A 16,258-nucleotide genomic window follows, 5' to 3' on the forward strand; every position below is an offset into this window, starting at 1 on the left:
TTTATGAGTGAAATTAACAACAATATCAATTACGAAGGCGTAGAAGAGTTTGACTTAGCAACCTATTGTGAAGATGCTTACTTAAACTATGCTACCTATGTAATTAAAGATCGTGTTTTACCTTATATTGGCGATGGTTTAAAACCTGTACAAAGACGTATTATCTATACCATGGCTATCGAAGGGATTAACAGTAAAGAGAAAAAGAAAAAATCTGCTTATACTGTTGGGCAAGTGTTAGGTCGTTTCCACCCACACGGAGATTTAGCTTGTTATGAGTCTCTGGTAATCATGGCACAAAACTTTTCTTACCGTTACCCTTTAGTAAGTGGACAAGGTAACTTTGGGGAATTATTTAACCCTAAAGGTTTTGCGGCCATGCGTTATACTGAATCTTTTCTTAGCCCTTATGCTAAAAGTTTACTGCGAGAATTAAATGCAGGTAATGTAGACTTTGAGCCTAACTATAATGGGGATGAAAAAGAACCAGTATACTTACCTTCGCTCTTACCAAATATTTTATTAAATGGAACTACAGGGATAGCCGTGGGTATGGCTACCGATATTCCACCTCACAATGTAAATGAAATTGTCGATGCTTGTTGTCTTTTAATTGACGAACCTAAAAGCGGTCTTGAGCAAGTAATGCAATATGTTAAAGGTCCAGATTACCCAACAGGTGCCGAAATTACTAATAGCTACCAAGAGCTGTATGAAATTTATAAAACAGGGCGTGGTACTATTCGTCAACGTGCAGTTTGGCATCAAGAAAAGGATCAAATTATTATTACTGAGCTCCCAGCTCAGTCAGCGACAACTTTAATTCCTAAAATTGCCGAATTAATTCAAAGCAAAAAAACGCCTCAAATTGAAGATGTTCGCGATGACTCTTCCGAAAATGAAGTAAGAGTTGTGTTACAACTTAAATCCTCGCGCGTAGACGGTCAAAGCCTAATGCAACAACTTTTTGTGCAAACAGATTTAGAGAAAACCCAAAGAGTTAATCTAAATATGATTGGCTTAAATGATCGCCCTGCAGTTAAAGGCTTAGTGGAAATCCTTAACGAATGGATAGAGTTTAGAAAAATTATTGTTCGTCGTCGTTATGAGCACCGCCTAGAAAAAGTAGCTGCCGAGCTCATGCGTATTGCAGGCTTTTTAATTGCCTTTAATAATCTCGAGCAGGTAATTGCTATAGTTCGTAATAGCGAAAAACCTAAAGATGAGTTAATGGCAACCTTTTCTCTAACTGAAGAACAAGCTACGGCAATTCTTGACTTACGTGTACGTAACCTTGCTAAACTTGAAGAACAAGCTTTACGTAAACAAGAGCAAGAGTTACTCAAAGAACAAAAACAAATCAATAGCTTGTTAGCAAGTAAAGCTAAATTCAACCAACAGGTTAAAAAAGAACTTCTGGCTGCCAAAGAAGAATTTGGTAATCCACGTCTGAGTAAGCTTGTCGAACGTGAAGCAGCCAAACCTGTAGAAGTACAAGAAGAAATTAGCCAAGAACCAGTGACGGTTGTTATTTCTAAACAAGGTTGGATTCGTTGTGGTAAAGGACATGGTTTAAATTTAGAGAATTTAAACTACCGCAATGGGGATGAATTTGCTCAAATGCTCGAGTGCCAAACTACCGATACTATTTACTTTATAGACTCAACAGGTAGATCTTATAGTCTTATGGCTAACACTCTTCCGAGTATGCGAGGCTATGGTGAAGCAATTACTGCCTTTTTCAAGCTTCCTGATCAAGCAAGCATTCGTGGCATGTTTACTGCTGAGCCAAAACAATTTGTTCTTTTAAGTTCAACTTCAGGGGATGGCTTTTTAACTGAGGTAGAAAACTTTGAGACTAAATCTAAAGCTGGACGCAATGTTTTTACTTTAAAAGAACAAGCTCAACTTCTTGCTCCTATTGTTTTACCTGCTGACTTTAGTTTAGAGGTAGAAAATGGTAAGTTTGAGTGTTTACCTATTACTAATAAAGGACGTTGCTTAAAATTTGAAGTAAAAGAAATTCCAAGTCGTGCTAAAGGCTCGGGAGTTAAACTAATTAATATTAATAGCAAAGATTTTACGAGCAACCAAGAATGGTTAAAATATCTCTTTGTGGTTGATCTTAATAATTCACTCCAAATTAAAAACGGCAGTCGCAAGTCTAACATTAGCGTAAATGATTTAAATAAAGTAAAAAGTACACGCGGTAATAAAGGACGAAATATTATTAAAGGCCTTACCGATAACTCAGTTATTTTAATCAAATAATTTTTTAAAGGTGGATTCTGAAAGTCCACCTTTTTTACTCATTTAGGCATAAATAGTTATGCAAATTCTTTTCATTAGTTGTAAAATATACAACTAGACAAAATACTCTATAAACTCATTTTTTTTGATTGTATTAACCCTATTCAAGCAGTAGCTTGATTTACCTAATTTAGAATATGTCACAAGACTCGAACTACATTGTAGCCAAATTTGGTGGCACCTCAGTTGCCGATTACGATTCAATGTTAAATTGTTTTAACATTATTAATAGCGACCCTAATGTACGAGTAGTAGTTCTTAGCGCAAGCGCAGGAGTTACGAATTTACTTGTTGAATTAGCGTCTGGCTGTGACACAGAAAGAAGAAAAGAAATCATTGAGAAAATACGTATTATTCAATTTAATATTATCAATCGTCTTCAATTCCCAGAAGAGATTGCTCAACGTATTGAATCTTGCTTAAATCACATTTCCAGCCTTTCTGAAGCGGCTAGTTTATCAACAAATGAAGCTCTAGCAGCTGCTATTGTTGGTCATGGTGAACTTATGTCAACTATGATCTTTACTCACTTATGTAAAGAACAAGGTGCTCGTGCAGAATATTTAGATGCACGTGATGTAATTAAAACCAATGCCAACTTTTCTGAAGCTCAAGTTATTTTAGAACGTACTTTAGAAAATGCAGATAAAGTTTTATCATTATTAGCTGACCATGAAGCTAAAATCATTACTCAAGGCTTTATTGGTCAAGAGGAAGAAGGAAAAACAACTTTATTAGGTCGCGGTGGCTCTGACTACTCAGCTGCTTTATTTGCTGAAGTTATTAAAGCTAAAGCTTGTCATATTTGGACGGATGTAGCAGGTATTTATACTACCGACCCACGCATTGTTCCTAACGCTAAACGTATTGAAACTATTAGCTTTAAAGAAGCTTCTGAAATGGCTATTTTTGGAGCTAAGGTATTACACCCAGCAACAATTTTACCTGCTGTGCGTGCAGATATTCCTGTATTTATTGGTAATAGTAAAGATCCAAAAGCAGGTGGTACTTGGATTAGCAAAAATGTTGATAATCCACCAACTTTCCGTGGTGTTGCTTTTAAACGTAATCAATCAATTTTAACTATTTCTAGCTTAAGAATGCTTGGTGCTTCAGGATTTTTATCTAAAGTATTTAGCATCTTCTCAAAATACAATGTGGTAATTGATTGTGTTACTACCTCAGAAGTTGCTCTGGCTGTAACTGTAGACCATAAACAAAATCAAGGTCACGGTTCATTAAATAACCCAGAACTACTAGCTGAATTACACGAACTAGGTTCAGTTAAAATCGAACACGATTATAGTTTAATTGCTTTAATTGGTAATAAATTATCTCAAACTTCAGGTCTAAGCAAAGCTTTACAAGCTCTAGATAACTGTACTTTCCGTATGGTTTGTCAAGGAGCAAGTGACTATAATATTTGCTTCTTAGTGCCTGCAGAAAAAGCAGACTCTACAATTATTCAATTACATAAAAACCTATTTGAATAAATTTTGTATCTTTAGGAAATCAAATGCGTATTACAATCCCAACTTATTTCACCCTGTTTAGGTTAGTTCTTATACCTTTAATGGTCGTGATTTATTTTATTTTGCCATCTCGTCCAGCTCACTTTTACACGGCATTGATCTTTTTAATCGCCTCGGTAACTGACTGGATTGACGGTTTTTTAGCACGACGTCTCAATGCAGTTTCTAACTTTGGTCGTTTTCTAGATCCGGTGGCAGATAAATTAATTGTCTGTGTTGCTTTGGTTTTAATTGTCTATGAATACACCAAAAGCCCATTTTTAGAGCATAACGATGTGCTTGTGACTATAGCAGCTATTATCGTTTTATGTCGTGAGATTATAGTCTCTTCTTTAAGAGAATGGATGGCAAGTCTAGGACAGTCTTCAAAAGTAGCTGTATCTTACTTAGGTAAAATAAAAACTACAGCGCAAATGACTTCGATTTGCTTTTTATTATGGAGACCAAATCGTTACTCTGACATTTATATGGGAATGAATTGGATTGAATATACTAGCATAGCTCTAGTATGGCTTGCGGTAGTCTTAACCCTTTGGTCGATGATCGACTATCTAGTTATAGGCATTAAATCTGTAAGCGAAGTAGAAAAAAATCAACAACAGTAAATTGCGCATTTGAAAAAAGGTCTCGAGATTTCTCTCGGGACCTTCATTTATTTGTGTGTTGTTCTAATTGTTGGCACTCCAACCGCCACCTAAAGCTTTATATAAAGAAAGCATGTTAACGGCAGCTTGATACTTGCTGTTAATTAAATTAAGCTGTACTTTATACTTATCTAGAGTAGCGTTTATGGCGTCGCCTAAAGTTTTATCGCCGTATTTATAGAGCTCATAAAACTGTTGATCTTGGCTTGTTGCATAAGCAAAAGCTTGCTCATAATGACTACGTTGTTCACCTAAGCTATATTGGAGTTGATAAGCATTTTCTACGTCGGCAAGAGCTTGCAGTAAATTCTTATCATAATTAATCATAGCTTGTCTTAAGGCAGCATTTGAGGCAACTACATTGGCTTTAATACGACCATTAGTAAAAATAGGCAGTTGAATATTTAAACCTAAAATTCCTGAAGCCCCACTAGCATAGTCCAGACCATCACTTAACTCAATTCTCCCCCCCATGCCTAAGAAATTAAGGGTAAAGCGAGGATAGTAATCAGCTTTAGCCGAAGCAACTTTAGCAGCTGCAGCTTCAACTAACTGAGCATTAGCTCTTAAGTCAGGACGACGATTTAATAAATCTGAAGGCTGTGCCCCTGGAATAGCAGGAAGATTAAAGGCATAATCTGGATTTACAACTAGAGTAAATTTTTCTGGAACATTACCCGTTAAAATTGCTAGCTGACGTACTAAAGAGTCTCTTTGAGCAGGAAATGTAGCTAGGCTTGCTTTTAGGCTTGCAACTTGCTGTTTAACCTGGAGAAGATCACTATAGTAGGTTTGCCCTGCGTTATAACGTCCTGCCACATAAGCTTCAAGTTTTTGCAGTTGTTCTAATTGTGCATTTAACACTTGAATTTGCTGTGTAACCGCAATCAGTTGAAAATAGGTTTGAGCAATTTGAGCAGTAATTAATAATTGCGTCCCGTAAAACTGATCTTGACTTGCTAAAGCCGTATGATAAGCAGCATCGGCATCAGAGCGTTTTTTACCAAAAATATCCACTTCCCAAGAAGCGTTAATTCCTCCCACTAGCATACTTCGATTGGAGTATGGCAGTTCAAAGACATTTGGCTCAGTTTCGACTTTACTTCTACTCACCGAACCCTGTCCTACTACCCCTAGCGAAGGTCCTAAATCGGCTTTACTAAGATTACTTTGTGCCAAAGCCTGTTCTAATTTAGCTTGAGCTGAGGCTAAATCCAAGTTATTTTTTAAACCTTGCTCTATTAAATTTGTTAATACAGGATCATTCCAGTTTAGCCACCAACTTTCTAAGTTTTGTCTATTTTGGTCAGCTCCTGCAGTTTGAACATTAGTGAACTTATCAGGAAGTTGCACACTTGATGTTTGACTTACATTAGTAGAGCACGCTGCTAAGGTTAAAGCGATTACCACTAGTGCCGAAGATGTAAATAATTTCATATTTAACCTTGTTTTGCTAACATGGATTTAAATTTTCTGAAAGCTATGACAATAAATACTGATCCTAATGCCAGAAGTTTAACTAAGTTCAACCACACATCAGATAAACTAGCATGACGATAAATAATATCAGCCATATAATCATTGAAAATAGTAGTTGGGAAAAATTGGCTAACCACATATGCTAAAGTAGGCATATTTTCTACTGGAGATAAAGCCCCAGAGAGCATATTTAACACAACATATACAGGGATACAAATTAACGCAAATTGCGGTAAAGTTGGGGCTGCTACAGCCATAACTATTCCCAATGAAGATACTGAGAATAAAAATACAGCAGCTCCTAAAATGAAGAGAGGAATTTGCGTTAGAGGATAAGGCACGCCTATGACTAATTTAATCATAATAATTAGCGATAGCGTAGCGGCTAAAAGTAATACTAAACTATTAGAAATAATTTTAGCGGTTGCTATTTCACTAGTATTTACAGGCATTACCAGTAAGTGTTCAATAGTTCCTCTTTCTTTTTCCCTAATAATTGCTGCTCCTACCAATAACAGAATCAGTAAGGTCATAAAGCCTGAAATCTGATTGGTTCCCATATACCAGCTACTGTAATAGTTAGGGTTATAGAGAACATTTATCTCAGGATCCAGAGGTAAAGATATATTTTGTTGCTTAAAGTAGCTTCTAATTTCGGAAGTAAAAATTTGATTAATATAGGACGAACCAACATTAGCTAAGGTCATAGAAGTAGCATCAACTAAAACTTGAATCTTAGGATTTTGTTGTTTCAAATAATCAGCTTCAAAATTAGGCGGAAAAACTATAATAAATGTATAGTTTCCCTGATCCATGTTTTTGTCTATATCTTTATAGTTTATTTCTTCAACTTTTTTAAAACTAGGCTCTCTTAAACTATCTCGGAGTCTGTAAGTTAAACTTGATTTATCATAGTCAACTACAGCTACTGCCCCATTTTTTATCTCGGTAGTTGGCATACTAGCAATTGAATATACAGCCATTGAGAATAAATAAACAATTAAGGCAATTAGAATAGGATCTGAAAACAGACTACGAAATTCTTTCATGGATAAGTAAAAGACATTTTTAAACCAGGTTTTCATTTACTTCTCCTGTTTTTTCAGTAAGATTGTCCCTAAGGTAATATAAACGATATAAATTGCGATTAACCCTAAATAATAAGGGATAAAGTTTATAAAGCCTAAACCTTTAGTAAATCCACCTAAACTTATCATCTGGAACCATGCCCCTGGCATTAAATGAGCAAAAAACTGTAATGCAGGTGCCAAAGTTGAAGTTGGAGTAATTATCCCTGAAAAGTTCATGGTAGGTACCATGGCAATAATTGCCGTTAAAAATAAACCAGCTACTTGTGTTTTTACAAAGCTTGAAACTAATAAACCAAAGCCCGTAGATGCTATGGATACAAGTAAGCCCCCAAGAAGTAAGGCAAGTAGTGAACCTTTAACTGGTACCGAGAAAATAAATACTGCCGATAAGATTAATAGGACAAAACTAAAGAAAGATAAAACTACATAAGGGATTTGTTTTCCCAGTAAAAATTGGAATTTGGAAGCTGGAGAACCATATAAGTTCATAATTGAACCTATTTCTTTTTCTCGCACTACCCCCACTGCCATCATAATCGCAGGAATTAAAATCATCGCTAACATAATAATTCCAGGACTTATAGCATTAACACTTTTGAAGTCTTGGTTGTAGACATAACGTTGCACTATAGGTGAAATATTACTTAAATCTACTACCACTCCTTGCTCTTTGTAATAAGAAACAACAAACTCTTGTAAAATCGCTTGAGTAATATTTTTAGCATTTTCTCCTGAAGAAGGATAGGTACCATCAATAAATACTCCTACTCTTGGTTTATTGCCTTTAAGTAAATCCTCACCAAAATTAGTTGGAATTTCAATAATAATTTTGGCTTGTCCTTTACGGAGCACTTCATTTACTTGTTCTGGAGATTGCAGACTTCCTTGATAATTAAAATAGTTAGACCCAGCAAATGCTTGTTCGAGTTCATAACTTAATGAACTCTTATCTTGATCGAGGACCATATATTTCATAGGTTTTATATCAAATGAAATACTTGATCCCATACATAAAAAGAGAATTAATGAACCACATATAGCGAAAAATAAGCGAATTTTGTCACGAATAAGCTCTTTAGTCTCGCGTTTACTAAAGGCGTAAACTAAGGCTACCCATGCTCTTATTGGATTACTCTTGCCTTGTGGCTCTTCAAGGGTGATTTGGTTATTTAAAGCTTGAGCATCAACGGCATTATCTTTTTTCGGAATATTATCTAAAAGATATTCAATAAATGCTTGCTCTAAAGTATCACAGTTTTTGGCTTGTCGCAGTTCTTCTGGCGTACCTATAGCCAGTACTTTTCCTTTATCCATTAAAGATATACGATCACATCTTGCTGCCTCATTCATAAAGTGAGTGGTAATGAAAATGGTAATCTTATCTTCACGGGATAATTTAATTAAATACTGCCAGAACATATCTCTGGCCGCAGGGTCAACCCCTGAAGTAGGCTCATCGAGAATTAGTACTTGCGGACTATGTAAACAAGCAACAGCAAGTTGGAGACGTTGCTTTATTCCCAGAGGTAAATCTGCAGGTTTTTCCTTAGCATACTCTTTTAAATCAAATTGTTTTAAAGAAGTTTCGATAAGGCTTTGCCATTGCTCTTTGGGTAAATCGAATAATTTAGCATGTAAAAGAAGATTGTCTTCTACAGTTAACTCTTCGTATAAACTAAAAGATTGTGACATGTAACCTACATGTTTACGCGTTTCCATATCGGAAGCGTCAAGAACTTTGCCTAAAAGTTTAGCCGTACCCTCGGTTGGCTCTAAAAGTCCAGTTAACATTTTCATAGTTGTAGATTTACCACAACCATTCGAACCTAAAAAGCCAAAAATTTCACCGCGTGGAATAGAAAAGCTAACATGATCTACCGAAGTAAAGTTACCAAATTTTTTGGTTAAATCATGCGCTTCAATTACAGGAGGCTCGTTGGGATCTACTTCAAATGGACTTATAGAAAAGCCACCTACAGCTCCGCGCTTTTCAGGAGGGAGTAACTTAATGTAAGCATCCTCGAGGTTATCACTTTGCGTTTGTTTTAGAACATTTTGCGTTAAGTCATTGGCAATTACTAAACCATCATCCATAGCCAGTAAATATTCAAATTGTTCAGCTTCATCTATATAAGCTGTGGCTACAATTACGGTCATGCTATTGCCACTTTCAGCTCGCAGAGAATTTACTAATTCCCAGAATTGGCGACGAGATAAAGGGTCTACCCCTGTAGTCGGTTCATCAAGAATTAAAAGTTTTGGATCATGAATTAAAGCACAACAGAGGCTAAGTTTTTGTTTCATCCCTCCAGATAATTTACCTGCAGGACGATCACGAAAGGGAGCTAAGCCTGTAGCTTCTAATAAACGTGAGATTCTTGCTTCTTGCTCACTTTTATTCAGACCAAAGAGATTAGCATGAAACTCTATATTCTCGTTAATTGTCAGAGTTGGATAAAGATTTTTCCCTAACCCCTGAGGCATAAAAGCTATTTCATGGGCTAAAATATCTCGCTCAGCTTTTATCTTAATGTCACGTCCTAATACCTCAAGCGAACCTTGCTGAATAATCTTAACACCAGCAATTAATGATAATAAAGTGGATTTTCCCACCCCATCAGGTCCAATAAGACCTATGGTTTTACCTAAAGGAATATTCAGATTTATACCTTTAATTGCATGATTATCTTTATAGAAATGTTCTAGATTTTTTACACTAACGGCGTATTCTAGATTATTTGTATCCATAATTTCTATCTTTATTCAGGTAATTTTACTTTTAATGCACTAGGCCATGTATTTTGCCCATTGAGGATTACATATCCCATAGTCGTCATTCCATTACGGAAATAGTTTTTATATTTAAGAGCTACATCTTGATCTACTTGCAGTTTTACTTTAAAAACTAGCTTAGTTCTTTCTTCAGTAGTTTCTACACTTTTAGGAGTAAATTGCGCTGAGCTATCAATATAAGTTACTTTAGCAGGGAATACAGCATCTACTCCGTCAATAACTACCCGAGCTTGGTTACCTAAAGAAAGTTGGTTAACTTGGTCTGTAGTTAAGAAAACATTTACATAAACATCTGAAGGATCTAGGATACTAACTACACGAGATCCCGAACCTATTACCATCCCAGCATTTACGAGCTTATATTCTACGCGTCCAGCAATTGGTGCTTTAATCGCAAGATCACCTAAAGCACTATTAGCTGAATCTAATTGAGCTTGAGCTTGAGCAATACGAGCTTGGGCTACCTCTACAGCAGCATTTGCTGCCTCAAAATCGGCTTTTGCAGAAGTATACTTAGCTTCGCGTTGTTTAAATTCGGTAAGAGAAATTAAATTTTGTCGACGTAAGCGACTAGCATTATCATAGTCAAGTTTTGCGATATCTAAAGCTTGTTGAGCTGATACAACCTGACTTTTACTTGCTTGCAGATTTTGTTGAGCACTCGCTAGTACTGCATTAGCTTCTTCAACTTTTGCTGTTGCTTGTGCACTATCAACTTTAACTAGAACTTGATCAGCATTTACTTGCTCACCTTCGCTTACTAATACTGAATCAACTCTACCTGCATATAGACTTGCTATATCGTAACGCTCTACGGTTACACGACTATTTGATGAAGCTATATAGTCAGGTAAACTTGTTTCTTTTTGATAAATATATGTTCCTCCAGCAACTACTAGAGCTGCGGCAACTATAACAGTAGCAATTAAAGTCTTTTTCATAAATAGATAAAATAAATTAAACTAACTTTAAAAATATTATAGTTCTGAGACTGGAAAAAAAACACCAACAGAGGCTTAACTAAGTGAACACTTATTTATACATTTTAAAGCCATTTGTATGTTTATCTATCTTTTTTGTTTAAAAATTGTCTAAGAAGAAATATTTAAATTTCCTTAGTTTTAGGCAATAACTTATAGTTTTACTCATAAATTAACTAAATTTTGCGAGAACTGTTAGATTGTTTTTTAAGATAGAGGGATAATTTTTGCCTTGACTGCTTAAGTTAAATTTAGGTTGGGCTAGTTAAGTGAAATTTTTGTTGCCAAGGTAAGTGATATTTTGATTAGATATCTAATTTAATTTTGTTGCATGGCTAATTTAATTTTGTTGCTTAGTTAATTAAGTTGCCTAGTTAAATTAAATACTTAATAGGTAAACTTAATAGGTTATTAGTTAATTTGTTTTAGCTTTTTCCCCCTCATAACTTGGTTTTCCTTGCGGTTTATTTTTTTTCTTGGTATTTTTTTTAATTTATTTTTTTATTTTTATAGTTAGATGCAAGCAAAGAGAGAAAAATATAGCTAAAAAAGCCATTTTTTAGGAAAAATAAACCTAAATTATTTACGCTAAAAAACAGCTACTTAAGAAAATTTTTAAAAATATTTTCACCAAACCCCTTGCATTAAGAAGTTTATTCACATATAATAGACAGCGTTGAGGAAAGACAAGAAAGAAAAAAAAGAAATAAGAATTACTTCTTCTTTTAAATTTTCTTGTGCATCGCCAGCAAGGTTTTGCTGCGGGATGGAGCAGTCTGGTAGCTCGTCGGGCTCATAACCCGAAGGTCGTTGGTTCAAATCCAGCTCCCGCGTCCAATTTTCTCAAAAGGATATTCGAAAAAATTCCTTTTGAAATCTATTTTTCAAAAGGGCAGCTTGAAAAAGCTGCCCTTTTTGCTTGATTTAAAATATTTTACAAATCTTATTTATCACAAGTTTATGGCATCTATTCAAGATAGAATTAAAGAAATGATCAAACCTACAGTAGAAAGCTTAGGTTATGATTTATGGGGGGTAGAGTACATTAAAGGTAAACACCCTACCCTATTAGTATTTATTGATAAAGAAGGCGGAATTGTTATTGAAGACTGTGAAATAGCTTCAGATGCAATTAGCCCACTTCTTGATGTGGAAGATCCAATTGAAAGTGAATATGACTTAGAAGTTTCTTCACCTGGTTTAGATCGTCCACTATTTACACTTGAGCAATTTGCTAAATATATTGATCAACCTGTAGTGGTTCATTTACGTATGGCACAACAAAGTCGCCGTAAATTTACTGGGAAAATCGTAGAAGTTAGTGACAATATTGTTAAAATCGATACTTCTTACGTAAAACCAAAACCTGGTAAAAAAGTAAAACCTGGAAAAGCACTAGCAAAAAACAAAGCTAAAACTAATGAAGATCAGGATCCAATTGTTGAAATTATGTTTAGTAACATTCTTAAAGCAAATCTTGATCCCGTAATCGATCTCTTTTAATTAACCCAAGACAAGTATTTTAGGACAGTTCTATGTCAGATAATAAAGAATTAGAATTAATTAAATGGGCTAAAACTATTGCCGAAAATCGTGATATTAGCTTTGAAAAAATCTTAGAAGCTATTGAAGAAGGTTTAGCAATTTCAGTACGTCGTAAATATGACGGTGAACGTGCTTTTCGTATTCAATTAGATCCTGAAACAGGTAAAGCAACAGTTTACCGTTTATGGAAAGTAGTTGAAGATGTAAATGTTCCTACTCGTGAAATCAGCTTAGAAGCAGCTCTATTCGAAAACCCAAATATTAAAGTTGGCGACTACATCGAAGATATTGACGAAGATGAAGAAATTACTTTAGACCGTATTGGTTATAACACCTTCCGTCAAATCATGACAACTAAAGTACGTAGTCTAGAAAATGAGAAAATCATTAGCTCTTACGAAAAATACCTTGGTAGAATTGTAAGAGGACGTGTACGTCAATCTAAAGGTAACACTGTAGTATTATCTTTCCCTGAATTAAAAACAACTTACGAATCTCGTAACCCTCTTTTTGTAGGGGAAGACAATGAACCAAATTACGTAGAAGGTATTTTACGTCGTGATGGTTTAATCCCAGGGGAAAAATTCAGAAACAACCAAGAAGTATCAGCTTTACTTGTTGCTTTAGAATCAGGTGATCCTAATAAACAACAAATGGTACTTTCACGTACATCTCCAGACTTTTTACACCAATTACTTAGAAGAGAAGTACCAGAAATTGTAAATGGTATTATCGATGTAGTTGATATTGTTCGTGAGCCAGGTTTACGTGCTAAAGTAGTAGTAAGAAGTGCTGACAAACGCCTAGATATTATCGGTGCTTGTGTAGGTATTCGTTCTACTCGTATTAACCCAATTTCACGTGAATTACGTAATGAAAAAATTGATATCATTCCGTTTGATCGTGACTTTGTTACTTATGTACGTAATGTTTTATCTTTAGACCCATCAATTGAAGCTCAAATTATTATTGATGACAAAGCTAAAATGATCTCAGTAGCAGTTGAAAAAGAGTATCTTGCAACTACTATTGGACAAAAAGGGGTTAACGTACGTTTAGCAAATCAAATTCTAGATTGGAAAATCCATGTTTACGATATAGAAACATTTGCTAAAGAAAAAGAAGAGGAAGATTTAAAATACATCGAAGCTTTCGAAAAAGCTCTAGACATTAACGCTGAAACTGCTCGCTTCCTAATTGAACAAGGGTTCAAACACATTGAAGAACTAGCGGCAGCAAGTGAAGAAGAGCTTGAAGAATTCTTCGAAAAAGAAGATGCCCAACTTCTAAAAAATCTTGCAAGTGCAGCTGTAGCAGATTTATTAAATCAACAGCAGCAACAAATTGAAGAAGCTAATTTAGATCCACGCTTAAAAGATCTTGAGCACATGAACAATGACATTCTTATTCAATTAATTGCTCATGACATTAGAACTCTAGAAGATCTAGCGGATCTAGCTACAGACGAACTAACTTCATACATTAATATGAGCGAAACTGTTGCAAATTCATTAATTATGCAAGCTCGTCAAATCGTATGGTTCAATGAAGAGGAGACTGAAGCATAATGACTAAAACAGATATTAAGCCAAAAAAACGCAATGCTGAAAATGTTCAACATCGTAAAGATCGTAGCGTTTCACCAGAACAAATGGCATTATTAGAACAGCAAGCAAACGAAGCTAAAGCTGAAAAACAACGCCAAAAACGTCGTGAAGAAGAAAAACAAGCGCAATTAGATCGTGAAGAACGTGAAGAACAAGCAAGAATTGCTAAATTAGAGCAAACTGCTAAAGAAAACTTAGAGCGTCAAGAACGTCTCCAACGTCAAAAAAGCGAAGATCGTCAAAATCGTAAAAACGACAACAATCGTAATAAAAACAAAAAAGGCAAGGGTAACAATAACTTTAGCCAAGATAATGACGACAATAACGCAAACTATTCAAAATACTCTTCTAAATTTGCTCAAGACGCCGAAGCTGAAGAAGATCGTCGTTCGAGCAAAGCAAGCAAACGCCGTCAAAAAGGAGCTAAGAGCAAGTTAAAACAAAGCTTTAATAAACCTGCTGCTCCTGTAGTACGTGATGTGGTAATTGGTGAAACTATTACTGTTTCTGAATTATCTAACCGTATGGCGGTTAAAGCTGCTGACGTAATTAAATTCTTTATGAAAATGGGTGAAATGGTTACAATTAACCAAGTTCTTCCACAAGAAACTGCGGCTTTTGCAGCCGAAGAAATGGGTCATAAAGTAATTTTACGTAATGACAATGATTTAGAACAAGAATTATTAAACGAGTCTAATGAAAACCAACAACAAGGTAAACAAATTACTCGTGCTCCTGTTGTAACTATCATGGGTCACGTTGACCATGGTAAAACTTCATTACTTGACTATATCCGTAAAACTCGTGTTGCTTCAGGTGAAGCAGGTGGGATTACGCAACATATCGGTGCTTACCACGTAACTCTACCTTCAGGGCGTGAAATTACTTTCTTAGATACACCTGGACACGCAGCATTTACAAACATGCGTGCTCGTGGTGCTAAAGCAACAGATATAGTTGTTCTCGTTGTAGCTGCCGATGATGGCGTGATGCCACAAACAGTTGAAGCGATTCAACACGCAAGAGCAGCTAAAGTGCCAATTATTGTTGCGGTAAACAAAATCGATAAACCAGAAGCTAATCCAGAACGTGTACGTAATGAATTATTACAACACGGTGTTATCTCTGAAGAGCTAGGTGGTGACGAGATCTTTGTTAATGTTTCAGCAAAAACAGGGCAAAACGTTGATGAACTTCTAGAAACTATTGCTTTACAAGCTGAAGTACTTGAGTTAAAAGCAACTAAAGATGTTTTAGCTTCAGGGGTGGTAATCGAATCATTCCTAGACAAGGGTCGTGGTCCAGTTGCTACCGTATTAGTACAAAACGGTACTTTACACAGAGGCGACGTAGTTCTTTGTGGTCTTGAATATGGTAAAGTACGTGCAATGCGTAACGAACTTGGGAAAAATGTAGAATCTGCAGGTCCATCTATTCCTGTTGAGATTCTCGGTCTATCAGGCGTTCCAAGTGCCGGTGACGAAGTAACTGTAGTTACTGACGAACGTAAAGCACGTGAAGTTTCTAACTACCGTCAAGGTAAATTCAAAGAAATTAAACTAGCTCGTCAACAAAAAGCTAAATTAGAAAACCTCTTTGCTAATAGCGAAGATAATAAAGCTAGCGAACTTAACATTGTTCTTAAAGCCGATGTACAAGGTTCGGTAGAAGCTATTTCTGATGCTTTACATAAACTTTCAACTGATGAAGTTAAAGTTAATATTATTGCTTCAGGTGTAGGTGGTATCTCTGAAACAGATGCAACTCTTGCTCTTGCTTCACAAGCTATTATTATCGGTTTCAATGTGCGTGCTGACGCAGCCGCTCGTAGTGTAATTGAGCGTGAACACATTGACTTACGTTATTACAGCATTATCTATGATCTAATTAACGAAGTTAAAGCTGCTATGTCAGGTCTATTAGAACCTGAATATAAACAACAAATTACAGGTATTGCTGAAGTACGTGATGTCTTCCGTGCACCTAAATACGGCCAAATTGCTGGTTGTATGGTAACCGAAGGGGTAATTAAACGTAATAACCCAATTCGTGTTCTTCGTGATAACGTAGTAATTTATGAAGGTCAACTTGAATCTTTACGTCGTTTCAAAGATGACGTATCAGAAGTACGTGCTGGTACCGAATGTGGTATCGGGGTACGTAACTACAACGATGTACGTGTAGGTGACCAAATCGAAGTTTACGAAGAAGTTCGTATTGAACGTCAAATTTAATAGCATGCTTAAATAAAAGAAACCTAGTAACAGTAGCATGTTA

Annotated in this window: 10 protein-coding genes and 1 tRNA gene; 7 read left to right on the forward strand and 4 right to left on the reverse strand. The window is 35.7% G+C overall.

What is annotated here, in order from left to right:
- Positions 1 to 3: 3 nt before the first annotated feature.
- The 3 genes from parC (at position 4) to pgsA (ending at position 4,447) form a co-directional block, all read left to right on the forward strand.
- Positions 4 to 2,271, forward strand: coding sequence for a DNA topoisomerase IV subunit A (gene parC / locus CJP74_RS03175; protein WP_119496821.1), 2,268 nt, complete (start codon positions 4 to 6; stop codon positions 2,269 to 2,271).
- Between the two features lie 176 nt (positions 2,272 to 2,447).
- Positions 2,448 to 3,803, forward strand: a complete 1,356-nt coding sequence (gene lysC, locus CJP74_RS03180) for a lysine-sensitive aspartokinase 3 (RefSeq protein ID WP_119496822.1) — start codon at positions 2,448 to 2,450, stop codon at positions 3,801 to 3,803.
- A gap of 23 nt (positions 3,804 to 3,826) precedes the next feature.
- On the forward strand, positions 3,827 to 4,447 hold the full coding sequence (gene pgsA / locus CJP74_RS03185; RefSeq protein WP_119496823.1) for a CDP-diacylglycerol--glycerol-3-phosphate 3-phosphatidyltransferase: 621 nt from the start codon (positions 3,827 to 3,829) through the stop codon (positions 4,445 to 4,447).
- 63 nt (positions 4,448 to 4,510) lie between these two features.
- Here pgsA and CJP74_RS03190 read toward each other — a convergent pair whose 3' ends face one another.
- The 4 genes from CJP74_RS03190 to CJP74_RS03205 are packed head-to-tail and all read right to left on the reverse strand — an operon-like array spanning position 4,511 to position 10,790.
- Positions 4,511 to 5,923, reverse strand: a complete 1,413-nt coding sequence (locus CJP74_RS03190; protein WP_119496824.1) for a TolC family protein — start codon at positions 5,921 to 5,923, stop codon at positions 4,511 to 4,513.
- Positions 5,924 to 5,925: 2 nt separating this feature from the next.
- On the reverse strand, positions 5,926 to 7,050 hold the full coding sequence (locus CJP74_RS03195; RefSeq protein ID WP_119496825.1) for an ABC transporter permease: 1,125 nt from the start codon (positions 7,048 to 7,050) through the stop codon (positions 5,926 to 5,928).
- Entirely contained in the window at positions 7,051 to 9,804 is a 2,754-nt protein-coding gene (gene rbbA, locus CJP74_RS03200) for a ribosome-associated ATPase/putative transporter RbbA (protein ID WP_119496826.1), read from the reverse strand.
- A gap of 11 nt (positions 9,805 to 9,815) precedes the next feature.
- Complete coding sequence (locus CJP74_RS03205; RefSeq protein WP_119496827.1) at positions 9,816 to 10,790, reverse strand: HlyD family secretion protein; 975 nt, start codon at positions 10,788 to 10,790, stop codon at positions 9,816 to 9,818.
- Between the two features lie 799 nt (positions 10,791 to 11,589).
- On the opposite strand from CJP74_RS03205, the gene CJP74_RS03210 reads away from it, so the two are divergent.
- The 4 genes from CJP74_RS03210 (at position 11,590) to infB (ending at position 16,215) form a co-directional block, all read left to right on the forward strand.
- Positions 11,590 to 11,666: transfer RNA gene (locus CJP74_RS03210), tRNA-Met, on the forward strand.
- A 123-nt stretch (positions 11,667 to 11,789) separates the two neighbouring features.
- Positions 11,790 to 12,332: a ribosome maturation factor RimP gene (gene rimP / locus CJP74_RS03215; protein WP_119496828.1), complete on the forward strand. Its 543-nt coding sequence runs from the start codon at positions 11,790 to 11,792 to the stop codon at positions 12,330 to 12,332.
- 32 nt (positions 12,333 to 12,364) lie between these two features.
- Positions 12,365 to 13,942: a transcription termination factor NusA gene (nusA, locus tag CJP74_RS03220; protein ID WP_119496829.1), complete on the forward strand. Its 1,578-nt coding sequence runs from the start codon at positions 12,365 to 12,367 to the stop codon at positions 13,940 to 13,942.
- On the forward strand, positions 13,942 to 16,215 hold the full coding sequence (infB, locus tag CJP74_RS03225) for a translation initiation factor IF-2 (protein WP_119496830.1): 2,274 nt from the start codon (positions 13,942 to 13,944) through the stop codon (positions 16,213 to 16,215). The genes nusA and infB overlap by 1 nt, the downstream gene beginning before the upstream one ends.
- Positions 16,216 to 16,258 lie beyond the last annotated feature (43 nt).

The sequence above is a fragment of the Psittacicella melopsittaci genome (assembly GCF_003585925.1).
GTDB classification, from domain to species: Bacteria; Pseudomonadota; Gammaproteobacteria; order Enterobacterales; family Psittacicellaceae; genus Psittacicella; species Psittacicella melopsittaci.